A 12,515-nucleotide genomic window follows, 5' to 3' on the forward strand; every position below is an offset into this window, starting at 1 on the left:
ATCAAATCTATAATTAATGAACTACTGCAATTCCCTCATCATGAGAAGTTGTAATAGTTTTTTTTATGTTTCGTTTTCCAAAAATTAAAATAATCAAAGCCAGAATTGTTGAAACAGCCATAATCATAACCATTGGTAACATCGAATTTTTCACAAAAACACCCACTGCAAAAGATGCCAAAGCTCCCAGTCCTAACTGAATAGCACCCATTAATGCCGAAGCACTTCCCGCATTTCTTGAGAAAGGAGCAAGAGTAAGTCCTGCTGTATTGGGATTTGAGATCCCTAAACAACCTAAGAATAAGAATAGCAAAGCAATCGTTTCATATAAACCCAAAAGACTATTCATTGCTAAAATGAGGAATAAAATGCTAACGATTGATTGTGCAATCAATGCACCATAAATCATTTGTTCACTGGTAAATTTTCTTAATAATAATGAATTAAGCTGACTGGCACCTATAAAACTTAACGACATAAATGCAAATATCCAACCATATGTTTTAGCATCCACTTTGAAAATATCCATAAATAAAATAGGAGAAGCAGCTACATAAGTAAATAATCCTGAGAAAGCGATAGCTCCTGTAAAAGCATAGGTATAAAACTGAGGCTCTTTTACAATACTGATGAAATTTGTAATAATTGGTTTTGGTTTTAATGAAATTGAAGTGTCTGGTTTAAAAGTATTTGGCAAAACGATTTGGGCTGCCAAAAGAATCAAAATCCCCATACACATTAATATAAAAAAAACGGTATGCCAACCATAATCTTCGGTAACATAACCACCAACTGTAGGCGCTAACATTGGCGAAAGGCCAACAACCAGCATTAATAAAGAAAATACTTTAGGAATATCTTTCACAGGAAATAAATCACGAACCATAGAAACCGAAGCTACGGACGCTGCACAACTGCCAATAGCCTGAATAAAACGTAAACCTATGAAAGTATCAATGTCAGTTACAAAGACACAACCTAAAGAAGCTAAAATGTAAACTAATAGTCCTATAAACAGTGGTTTTTTTCGTCCAAAACGGTCTAATAAGGGGCCATAAAGTAATTGTCCGGCAGAGATTCCAATAAAATAACTGGAAAGAGTCATGGAAACATTAGCAACAGATGTATTCAAATCTTTAGCAATTCCTGCGAAACCTGGCAAATACATATCAATTGAAAATGGACCAAGTGCAGTCAGTGATCCTAAAATTAGAATTAATTTGAAATATTTTGTTTTTGTCATTACGCTATCAGTCATGAAATCTTTTTTAATTTTTGCAAAGGTAAATATTTAGAACCTTAATCTATGACTGTAAAACCAAAATAGATTGCATAAATATTTTTATAGCCTTTAAAAAAATATTAAAATAGATGATAATAAATGTTTTTTCATTTTAATACACTTAAATAATTTCATTTCCACTTTCATTAAGCAAAAAACACGGCTGGTTAAAAGAGCATTTTCCTTTTATTAGCTGGAAAATATAATTTTATATTGATGATCATTGTAAAAATCTAGACTTTTTTAAAGGCAAATCTATCTTATTCAATGCTTTTCATAATATTAATGTCAAAAAATCATGAACGCGTCAATAAATTGGAAAGAAGTTCTGTTGCTGTTAGAAAATCATAAGCAAATCCACGTATTATCCTATATAAACCTAAAATTATTGATTAAAAAACAGCAATCTAGATATTGATTAAATATGTTTCCTTATAAATTTTTTGATAAACATCTTTACTAAACATAAAGAGTTGAGAAGGTCTTTTTGAAACGCCCACTTGTTTTTCATCCAACTCAATAATGTACTTTTTTGTTAACAATTTTCTTCTAAAATTCCTATTGTCAATTTCGTTCCCTAATATGGATTCATAGGTATCCTGCAATTCTTTGAAGGTAAATTTATCAGGTAAAAGTTCAAAAATAATAGGTTTATACAATGCTTTTTCTTTTAAATCAGCATACGCTTCATTGATAATATCTTTGTGATCAAATCCTAATTCCGGTAAATTATTAACTGGAAACCATTGCGGATAATGTTTATTATTTTCTAAATTAACTTCCTGTGTTTTCAATAAAAAATAATAGGCTATAGTTATTGTTCGTTGGTTAAAATTTTCATTTTCGGCCCAAATAATATCTTTTTCATTAATCAACCGATTTGGGTCTCCAAAAACTTTAAATTGTTTTTTGTAGACATTATCAAGCCCTGTCAACTCCTTCAAAACTCTGGAAGCAGTTTCATCTATGGTTTCATCCTCTAATGTATGGTATCCTGTAAGAACATAATCATTAACTAATGGTTCGTGATTTTCCTTAGATTCTAAATAGCGTTTTATCAATAATACGTTAAGTGCTTTAGTACTGACGTCAAACCCAAAAACGACGCAGTCTACAGATATATTTGGAATTATTTTAGGCATCATAAGATAACGTAGGATATAATTAGTTTTTTGAAAGATTATACTGTTTTATATAATCTTTTAATAATACAAAACTAATGATTTATTTGTAATTATATATTTGCAGTAAAATGTTCTTTATTTTTAATTAAACGTCACTATTACGTTATATATTATTTATAACAAATTAATCTTTATTTATTAAAAATTTATATTATTGGGTTTAAATTTGCCTATATTAGATATATTTTTACTTTTTTTTATTGTAAATTAAAAAAATATAATACATTTGAAAAATAATACTCAAAATGACGCTTAATATTAAAAACCGATAATGATAATCAAAAACCCAAATTTTATGCACTTTATTTAATAAATCTACTGGCCGTTTTACCAACTTTTGAAATACTTAAACAACCATTTTACAGCCAAATTTTTAAGATAAACCTATATGCCAAAACTACCGTCTGGACACAAGTTTAAAATAGGGCACAGATAACACAGATTTTATGATATTATAAAAAAGACAGCCACGAATTTCACTAATTTACTATAATGTGACTTTCTAAATGCATTTAGAAATGTATGCTGCAAACGGGCAGTTTGTACAGAATGTAAGTACCCGTTCGAATAATGGTTTGACTTTTATTCTACCTGAAGCTTATATTGAAGCCCGAAATATAATAACATATAAGCCAAATATTTTAAGGTAAAACTTAAATACATTATATTTCATATAAAAAAAATAGTTAGACTTTTTTTAAAAAGTATTGCTGTTTATTATTTCTACAGAAAACCAGTAGAATCTTATAAATAGACCAACCTTTAAAACAAAATAGAAATAATTTAAAATTATATAGATATGCCAATTTTTGGAACAACAATTTTATCATTTATCCCCGGATGGAGTGCCGAAGGAGGTCGTTTTGCAATAGAAAAGACTGCTGAATATGGTTTTGATATGCTTGAAATTATTTTGCCGGCTTCATTGGATTTCGATACTAAAAAAACAAAAAAACTACTTGACGATAACAGCATTTTAGGACGTTGCACGTTGAATTTACCAACAAACTGTCACATTCCTTTGTATCCGGAACAAGCCACATCAATTATAAAATCAGCTCTTGACAAAGTAGCCGAAATGGATGGTGATTTTTTAGGAGGCGTGTTGCATTCTGCCATTGGAACATTCACTGGGAATCCCTGCACCAAAGATGAAAAGATAATCATTCAGCAAGTATTTACTGAAGTTGCTGATTATGCCAACAAAAGAAATATCACCATTGCTCCAGAACCTATTAATCGGTACGAAAGTTATGTATTTACAGCTGCAGATGAAGTTCTGGATATGATTGAGTCCATTGGTACAAATAATATAGGATTGCATCTGGATACTTTTCACATGAATATTGAAGAACGGAATTTCTACGACCCAATTATTCGTGCAGGAAACAGATTAAAACATGTGCATATAACGGAAAGTGATCGCGGTATGACTGGCGAAGGAAACGTTCATTGGGATGATTTTTTCAAAGCTTTGGCGGCAATTAACTATCAAGGTCCGCTAGTTTTGGAGAATTTTTCTTCACAAATTACAGCATTAGTTGGCCCAACTTCCTTGTGGAGACCTTCTAAATACAACTCGGAAGATCTTGCTAAAGGCAGTCTTGCTTTTATGAGGATAATGGTAGATAAATGGTATACGAATCAAATATAATTAAACATAAAAAAAGTAATTATTTAATGCTTTTTTTACAAAAAATCGCAAAAAATGAAAAAGAAATTAAACGGTGTTTGTTTCGGAGAAATCCTTTTTGATGTTTTTCTGGAGCATAAAAAAATTGGTGGAGCTCCACTAAATGTGGCTTCAAGATTAAATTCGCTAGGAGGGGAGGTTTCCGTTATCAGTGGAGTAGGAAATGATGCCAATGGGAAAGAATTAATAGATTATTTAAGTCTTTGTGGCATTAACACCGATGCTGTTCAAGTAAAGGATAATTATCCAACGGGTTTAGTCAACGTTATTTTGAATGAAAAAGGAAATGCTTCGTATGATATTAATTATCCTTCGGCATGGGACAAAATTGAAACTTCAAACGAGAATATTTCCATTGTTGAAAAAGCAGACTTTTTTGTCTATGGAAGTCTATCTTCAAGAGATTTAGTTTCCAGAAATACATTGGAACAACTTTTAGATGTTGCAAAATATAAAATATTTGATGTGAATTTAAGAGTCCCGCATTATACGAAGAAAAATGTTTTGGATTTATTGCATACAGCTGATTTTATTAAGTTTAATGATGATGAGTTAAATGAAATTTGCGAAGATTTAAATTCAAATAAAAAATCATTAGAGCAAAATATTAAATTTATTGCAAAGGAAACCAACACCGATACGGTCTGCGTTACTTTAGGATCTCATGGAGCAGTATTGTATTGTAACGATACCTTTTATCATAACTGTGGATTCAAAGTACATGTTGTAGATACTGTGGGTTCCGGAGATTCATTTTTGGCTTCCTTAATCATAATGTTACTCAATGGAGAAGATCCTCAATACGCCATTAATTTTGCCAGTGCTGTTGGCGCAATTGTCGCTCAAAACGAAGGTGCAAACCCTGTAATTTCTCCATCGGAAATAGATGATTTTTTATGTGGCTTTGAACAAGTAAACTGTAAAGCCAAGGAATAAAATACATTTTAATTAAATAAACAAAATAATGAATCTATCCAAAAAAATCCCTGTAGTCAGTAAAGAATTTGTTTTTCAATTTATAATAATAACGATATTATTTGCGCTGTGGGGAATTGCCAATGATTTAACAACCCCGATGGTTTCAACTTTCAAAAAAGTGATGCCGGAACTTTCGAATACACAAGCGTCATTAGTACAATTTGCTTTTTATTTCGGTTATTTCTTTATGGCATTGCCGGCGGCATTATTCATTAGAAAATACAGCTATAAATCGGGAATAATATTAGGACTTTTATTATATGCAACAGGTGCTTTTTTATTCTATCCGGCTGCACATTACCAAAGTTATACTTTTTTCCTTGTTTCATTATGGGTGATTACTTGTGGTTTAGCCTTTCTGGAAACCACTTCAAATCCTTTAATTTTATTCCTTGGTAATAAAGAAACCGCAACACAACGGCTGAATTTAGCGCAGGCATTTAACCCAATTGGAGCAATAACTGGATTGGTAATGGCGCAGTTTTTAGTCATCAAAGAAATAAAATCAGATGATTATTCGCAAGAAGCCTATAAAGCTTTAACTTCAAATGAGTTAGCGAGTATTAGAGAAAATGATTTAGATATAATTAGCATTCCATACATTGGATTAGGAATTTTTGTATTAGTAATTTTAATCATTATTATTTTAACAAAAATGCCTAAAACGGCACAAGAAGAAAAAATGTCTGTATCTGAATCATTCAAAAAGTTATTTGCCAATAAAAATTATAAACATGGTGTTATTGCACAGGCTTTTTATGTTGGCGCACAAATTATGTGTTGGACCTTTATTTTTCAATACGTAGACAACATCAATAAAGCATTTGGATTAGATTTAACTGCCACATATTACAACATAGCGGCTATGATTTTATTTTTATTGGGCAGATGGATTGGAACTGGTTTGATGAAAACCATAAATCCATCAAAAATATTAATGGTTTTTGGTATTGGAGGCGTGATTTTTGCAGCTGGAGCTATTGTTTTACAAGGAATGCCTGGATTAATTTCGCTGGTTTGTATTTCTATTTTCATGTCAATTATGTTTCCAACTATCTATGGAATAGCACTAAAAGATATGGGAGACGAAGCAAAAATTGGATCTGCAGGTTTAGTTATGGCTATCGTTGGTGGCGCATTGATGCCTGTTATGCAAGGAAGTATCTTGGATTTAGGCGGTTCAGGTTTTGCTGATATTCAATTATTTGGCTTTATTCCTGAAGTGAATTTTTCCTTCATTTTATCATTAATTTGTTTGGCTGTTGTTGCGTATTATGGGTATAGCACGTTTAAAGCGTCTAAGAAAATTAAAGTTTTGGATGTTGCAGATGCAATAGTTTAGCTTAAAGAAAAACGAACAATAAATTATTATTGTTCGTTTCTCTTTGTATTAATAGACAACTCAATGATAATAGTTTCAAATGTGATTAAATTTGTACAAAAACTAGAATATTTCATTGTACTTAAATGCACTATAATTTATATTATGTAAAATAGAATTTAATAAAACATCTATATTCATACAATTATTAAGAAATACAAAAAGCACTACCTTTCAGTAATGCTTTCAAGATTATAATCTTTTAAAAAAATTATTTAACAGAAAATGGTATGTTCCAATTTTCCCAACTTAAAACAATATTATCTTTATTAATTGTATAAACTAATTTTTCAGCGGTGGAATTAGCAATTTGCTGTTTTACCGTAACTCTTAACTGATCTTCTTTATCATTATATTTATAAGCTCCCCATTGTTTGGCTACTTTATTAAAAATGATGACACATTCTTTTTCATTTGGTAAAACAAAAAAAGAATATTTCCCTGCAGGTAATTTTGATCCTTCAATTGTAAGTTCTTTGTCTGTTTCAAAAGTGGTTGCTTCATTTGCGCCAGCACGCCAAACTTCATTAAACGGAACTAATGCTCCCCAAATTTGTCTTCCCTTGACTGAAGGACTACTATAATTAATGCTAATTGTAGCGCCATTAATTTTTCCTGAAACCACTTCCTTTGTGCTTGTTGGCTTCTCTTGAGCAATCAAGAAATTTATAAAAAATAATGCAATAATTGAAAAATGTATTTTTCTAAGTAATCCCATGATTTAAAATGTTTTAGTTTAAGTGATAAAAGTAAAATAACTTCATTTAATTTGTTATGATTCCCATATATTTTAAGAAATAATTAAGTATTTTATAAATTAATTGTTTTGCCTCCTTAATGACAGCGTTATAATTTTTAAATTTGTTATTTTTACAAACGATACTTTATTTATTTGCCGAATTATGAATACAATTGCTGAACACATTGCTGATTTTTTAAAAGAATATCCACCATTTAATCACTTGACATTTCAAGAATTATCTGAAATAGCTACAAGCATTCGCGTTGTAAATTTAGAAAAGCACAAAATATTATTTCAAATTAACGATGTTCTACACGATAGTTTCTATGTTGTGGCTTCTGGAGTTATCAATTTATCTGTAATTGCTGATGCCGAAGAAACGTTATTAAACAAATGTAACGAAGGAGATATTTTTGGTTTACGTCCATTTTTTGCCAAAAACAATTACATGATGACGGCAAAAGCTAGGGAAGAAAGTATTGTATATGCTATTCCGATAGCTATTTTCAGGCCTTTTGTTGCCAATAATTCTGAAGTTTTAAATTTTTTATTAGAAAGTTTTGCGGTAAATACCCGTAACCCAAAGGATAAAGAAAATTTAATTGGAAAACTAATATCTGACAATGTTTTCTATTCGGATCAGCAATCAGAAATGCAATATTTTCAATCTTTATCCTATAATATTTCACCATTAAAAATAACAATTACAGCAATTGTACAAGAAGTTGCTCAGTTAATGACCGAAACGTTAAAGAACAACGTTGTTGTATGTGAGAATAATATTCCTTTAGGCATTATCACAGATACTGATATGCGTTCAAAAATCGCTACTGGCCGTTATCCTGTTACAGTTACAGTAGATAAAATAATGTCATCTCCCGTTATAACAGTTGTAGAGAATATTTCGCTGGCAGAAGCGCAATTACTGATGTTAAAACACAATGTGACACATTTATGTGTGACACAGGACGGAACTAATAAATCTGATGTTAAAGGAATCATTACTGAACATGATTTGATAGTTGCCCAGGCCAATAATCCTGGTGTTTTAATAAAAGAAATTAAGCGTTCTCAAACCCCAAAAGAATTAAAACAAATTCGCGAACGTTTAACAGATCTGATTCAGACTTCCATTTCTAAAAACATACCCCTTTCTCATGTTTTCAATATTGCCAGTGAAATTAATCTGGCATTAATTAAGCGTTCTGTAGAATTATCAATTTTAGATTTAGGCTCACCTCCTGCCCGTTTTGCTTGGTTAAGCATTGGTAGCCAAGGGAGGAAAGAACAATTATTGTTAACCGACCAGGACAGTATTTTGATTTTTGAAGATGTTACACCAGAGAAATATAGAGATGTTAAAGACTATTTTCTTAAACTTGGAAAAAGAACTACTGCCACACTTGAAAAAATCGGTTATGAATTATGTCCAAATGGACATATGGGAAGCAACATGCTTTGGTGTAAGTCACTGACTGATTGGACAAAACAATACGATAGCTGGATGAATACTCCAGGTGAAAATAGTAATGATTTAAGTAGTATTTTCTTTGATTATGAAATTACTTTTGGAGAACAAAGAATTGAAGATGCTATTGGAAATATTGTTTTCAAAAATGCAAAAAATAATACACTGTTCTTTGATTTCTTAGGAAATGACGCCTTAAGAAAAAATTCACCACTGACTTTTTTCAAAAATTTCTATGTAGAAGAAGAAGGTCTCAACAAAGATAAATTTGATATAAAAACACGTGCTTTGATGCCACTGATCGACGGTGCACGTTTGTTTACAATGAGTCACGGCATAAGAGGAATTAATAATACATTCCAACGATTCAAGCAATTAGCAATTTCAGATCCGAAATATGCCGAAATTTATCTTAATTGCGCCGAGGCATTTTTGACTTTATCAAAATTCAGAACTTTAGAAGGCTTAAAAAATGACAGTTCCGGTCAGTTTATAAATTTAAATGAATTATCAAAAATTGATAAGGAAAAATTGAAAAATGCTTTGGCTCCAATGAAGGAATTGGAAGAGTTAATAAAAAGTAAATTTCAACTCACTCAATTTTCATAATTATGTTAGACTGGCTTAAAAACATTAATAAAGAATATCCTGAATTTTGGAAAACATATCTGTCCAAATTTGATAAAAAATCAAAGCGATTTGTGGTTTTATCAACAGAAACTTCTGGCTTAAATCCTATAAAAGATGTTATTTTATCTATTGGTTCTTTTGCTGTAATCAATGACAGTATTGTTATTGGAGATAGTTTTGAAGCAGTTTTATTGCAATATAAATTCCTACACGATAACGGGCTTTCGAATGAGTTTATAGTCGAAAGTAAAATGAAAAAACTCTCAGAACCTGAAGCGATCCAATCTTTAATAGATTTTATTGGTAATGCGGTCTTGGTTGGACATCACATTGATTTTGACGTGGAAATGATCAATGCAGCCCTTGAAAGATTAGATTGTGGCCGATTAAAAAACGAGGCCTTAGATGTTGACGTCATGTATAGAAAACTTCAAGACATTAATGATCGACAATTTTCACTTGATGAATTATGCAACATCTACAAGATTCCCAAAAGCGATCGAAATTCTTCCTCTGAAGATGCATACAAAATTGCTTTGCTTTTCTTAAAATTAAAATCAAGACTGGGGATAAAATAAAAGCTAATCTCCTTTCCTGTTTTAAATGAAATGGATGGATTACCAATTAAAACATCAATTTAGCCCATTTTACGATTTTTTGAATGCTCCGTCTTTTAAATTGCCGTTGGTTTTAACCAATGGATCATAATATTTCAAAATGTTGGCTTTAGTCAAAATAAGTGCTATGTTTTGGCTAAAGCCAATGGCAATTTAAAAAATCAACTCCCTTTTAAAACTTCAATTTTGTTTTTTTAGATTTTGAATGAATGAAACTTTTTGCTGTTCAAAGATTTAAAACAATACAGAAATAAAAATTCCATTAACTGTAAAATCAACTAAATTGAAAGAGAATCATCATCACATTGTAATTCCTTTCCAAAAACGCCCGTGATGAGAAATTGAAACGTGCTTTGTAATTTTCGTCAATTCGTCAATTATAAAAGGAATTCCGTTTATTTTACTAATTTTAGCTTTAGAATCTAAAGTCTTTATTTCATTAAAATATTCCTTATTTACAACTGCAATCGTATAGATACAGTCACTTGAAATTATAGTTTGTGTATGATAGATATTTCCATTGCAGCAAACTATTCCTAAAGTTTCACTTTCATAAAAACATTCTAGTTGCAAAGGAAAATAGCCACGAATATTCGTCTGTCTGTTGTAAATTTTATAAGCAGCTTCCTTTCGGGACCATAAATTCCAAACCATTATTTCAGGATTTTCAGTATCAATAATGAGTAATTGCTCTTTTACAGTAAAGATTTTGTCTAAAAATCGGTTTCGTTTCCAATTACTTTCTTTTCTGGCCAAAGCCAAATCTACAATGTCATTTCCAATCATTTTTTACTGACTTTTTCACCGTTAATTCACTAATTTTTCTCGGATAATTTAGTTTCAATAATTCCCAATGCCGATTTTACGTTAACCATCTGTTCCATTGATTCATTATCGATTATAATGTTATATTTCTCCTCGATATCCAAAATAACATCTACTAAATTAGCAGAATTAATCTTCAAATCATTGATAAAATCAGTATCTTCAGTAAGTGCATCAAATGCCTCTTGGTTTTGAATATAAGGCTTTACAATAGCTTTTAATTGCTCGATCGTTTCTTGTTTATTCATAGTTTTTTTATTTTTTTAGCTCGTAAAGACTTAAAAGCTAGGTCGTTTATTTTTATTAAGCTTAATTTACAAATAGATTTTTATAAATAATACTTATGTTTTCGGATTCGGCCCCCTTCCCTTTGGGAAGGGTTGGGGATAGGATTTAAATTTCTTAAAAATCACACATCCATTCACATCTCCAAAACCAAAACTGGCTTTGGCAACAATATTCAATTCTTTTTCAATCAGTTGTTGTGGTATTCTCGATTCATCAATTATTGCTGTAATTTCAGGATTTATATCTTCACAATTTATATTCGGAAAAATAAATCCCTCATATATTTGCAATACCGAAGCCACACTTTCTATACTTCCCGCTCCTGATAAGCAATGGCCAACCATTGATTTCAATGAATTTATATAGGGGAAATTTTTTCCTTTTCTTCCTAAAGCTTCACTCCAATTCTGGATCTCCAAACTATCTTTTGATGTGGCTGTTAAATGTCCATTTATAGTGTCAATATCATTAGCAGAAATTCCAGCATTTTCAATAGCATTTTTAATACATTTTTGAACTGCTATGGGATTTGGAGCGGTCATAGTTCCTAAACCGCGTTGGCCACCAGAATTTACATTTCCACCCAAAACCTCTGCATAGATTTTAGCACCTCGTGCCGAAGCACTTTCTAAATCTTCCAAGACTAAAGCCCCTGCTCCACTTCCTGGAACAAACCCTGAAGCACTTTCAGACATTGGCCTTGAGCCTTGTTCCGGATTTTCATTATGTTTAAAAGTACAGACTTTCATTGCATCAAATCCACCCCAAATATAGGGTCCAGAATCACTCGTGCTTCCAGCCAAAATGCGTTTTGCCTGCCCTGATTTTATACGCTCATACGCCATCAAAATACTTTCGGTTCCTGTTGTGCATGCCGAAGAATTGGTCGTGACTTGATTTCCTAATCCTAATTTCCCGCCTAAATAAGCACTCACGCCACTATTCATAGTTTGTGCCACGGCTGTACTCCCTAATCGACGGGTTTGAAAATCATCGATTTTATAAATGCTTTCGCGAAATTTATCAATTCCAGAGGTTCCTGTTCCAAAAATAGTTCCGCTATCCCAATCTGGTTCTTCATTGATTTCCAAAGGTAAACCAGCATCTTTCCAAGCATCAATTCCTGCAATTACACCATATAAAATTCCCGTTGAATTGAAATTCCTCAACTCTAATTCCGAAAAATACTGCAATGCTAATTCAGTCGAAATTTCAGGTTTCCCCGCAATTTGACAGGAAAATTGTAATCTTTCTAATTCGGCATCGTGCTTAATTCCCGAAATTCCATTTTTTATGGCATGAGTAAAAGTATCAAGTCCTACTCCATTTGGAGCAAGAACACCAAGTCCTGTAATTACAACACGTTTTTCCATATAAAATTTAATTTTAATGACAATTTCAATGACAATTTTAACATATTGTTCCAA

11 protein-coding genes are annotated in these 12,515 nt (G+C 31.4%); 5 read left to right on the forward strand and 6 right to left on the reverse strand.

Annotation, left to right across the window (positions count from 1 at the left end; translation table 11 throughout):
- Nucleotides 1-13: 13 nt before the first annotated feature.
- The gene (locus tag ACM55F_RS15935) at nucleotides 14-1,243 is read right to left on the reverse strand and encodes a multidrug effflux MFS transporter (RefSeq protein ID WP_416854920.1); all 1,230 of its coding nucleotides are present in this window, start codon (nucleotides 1,241-1,243) and stop codon (nucleotides 14-16) included.
- A gap of 446 nt (nucleotides 1,244-1,689) precedes the next feature.
- Entirely contained in the window at nucleotides 1,690-2,427 is a 738-nt protein-coding gene (locus ACM55F_RS15940) for an NUDIX hydrolase (protein ID WP_416854825.1), read from the reverse strand.
- Between the two features lie 838 nt (nucleotides 2,428-3,265).
- Between ACM55F_RS15940 and ACM55F_RS15945 the strand changes: the two genes are divergently transcribed.
- The 3 genes from ACM55F_RS15945 to fucP are packed head-to-tail and all read left to right on the forward strand — an operon-like array spanning nucleotide 3,266 to nucleotide 6,479.
- A complete protein-coding gene (locus ACM55F_RS15945; protein ID WP_416854826.1) occupies nucleotides 3,266-4,120 on the forward strand; it encodes a sugar phosphate isomerase/epimerase family protein in 855 nt (284 codons plus the stop codon).
- Nucleotides 4,121-4,174: 54 nt separating this feature from the next.
- Nucleotides 4,175-5,095 carry a carbohydrate kinase family protein gene (locus tag ACM55F_RS15950; RefSeq protein WP_416854827.1) on the forward strand — a complete coding sequence of 307 codons (921 nt, stop codon included), beginning with the start codon at nucleotides 4,175-4,177 and terminating at the stop codon, nucleotides 5,093-5,095.
- Nucleotides 5,096-5,123: 28 nt separating this feature from the next.
- The gene (gene fucP, locus ACM55F_RS15955) at nucleotides 5,124-6,479 is read left to right on the forward strand and encodes an L-fucose:H+ symporter permease (RefSeq protein WP_416854828.1); all 1,356 of its coding nucleotides are present in this window, start codon (nucleotides 5,124-5,126) and stop codon (nucleotides 6,477-6,479) included.
- Between the two features lie 250 nt (nucleotides 6,480-6,729).
- On the opposite strand, the gene ACM55F_RS15960 is transcribed toward fucP, so the two are convergent.
- Complete coding sequence (locus ACM55F_RS15960) at nucleotides 6,730-7,236, reverse strand: DUF2911 domain-containing protein (RefSeq protein WP_416854829.1); 507 nt, start codon at nucleotides 7,234-7,236, stop codon at nucleotides 6,730-6,732.
- A gap of 184 nt (nucleotides 7,237-7,420) precedes the next feature.
- On the opposite strand from ACM55F_RS15960, the gene ACM55F_RS15965 reads away from it, so the two are divergent.
- Both ACM55F_RS15965 and ACM55F_RS15970 read left to right on the forward strand, forming a co-directional pair.
- Nucleotides 7,421-9,337 (forward strand): DUF294 nucleotidyltransferase-like domain-containing protein, encoded by a 1,917-nt coding sequence (locus tag ACM55F_RS15965; RefSeq protein WP_416854830.1) that lies wholly within the window; start codon nucleotides 7,421-7,423, stop codon nucleotides 9,335-9,337.
- A 2-nt stretch (nucleotides 9,338-9,339) separates the two neighbouring features.
- Nucleotides 9,340-9,936: a 3'-5' exonuclease gene (locus ACM55F_RS15970; RefSeq protein WP_416854831.1), complete on the forward strand. Its 597-nt coding sequence runs from the start codon at nucleotides 9,340-9,342 to the stop codon at nucleotides 9,934-9,936.
- Nucleotides 9,937-10,275: 339 nt separating this feature from the next.
- On the opposite strand, the gene ACM55F_RS15975 is transcribed toward ACM55F_RS15970, so the two are convergent.
- From ACM55F_RS15975 to ACM55F_RS15985, 3 genes are all read right to left on the reverse strand, one after another.
- On the reverse strand, nucleotides 10,276-10,761 hold the full coding sequence (locus ACM55F_RS15975; RefSeq protein ID WP_416854832.1) for a 4'-phosphopantetheinyl transferase family protein: 486 nt from the start codon (nucleotides 10,759-10,761) through the stop codon (nucleotides 10,276-10,278).
- 29 nt (nucleotides 10,762-10,790) lie between these two features.
- Nucleotides 10,791-11,048, reverse strand: a complete 258-nt coding sequence (locus ACM55F_RS15980; protein WP_416854833.1) for an acyl carrier protein — start codon at nucleotides 11,046-11,048, stop codon at nucleotides 10,791-10,793.
- A 93-nt stretch (nucleotides 11,049-11,141) separates the two neighbouring features.
- A complete protein-coding gene (locus tag ACM55F_RS15985; protein ID WP_416854834.1) occupies nucleotides 11,142-12,461 on the reverse strand; it encodes a beta-ketoacyl-[acyl-carrier-protein] synthase family protein in 1,320 nt (439 codons plus the stop codon).
- Nucleotides 12,462-12,515: the final 54 nt, after the last annotated feature.

It is taken from the genome of Flavobacterium melibiosi, from assembly GCF_048158545.1.
GTDB classification, from domain to species: domain Bacteria; phylum Bacteroidota; class Bacteroidia; order Flavobacteriales; family Flavobacteriaceae; genus Flavobacterium; species Flavobacterium melibiosi.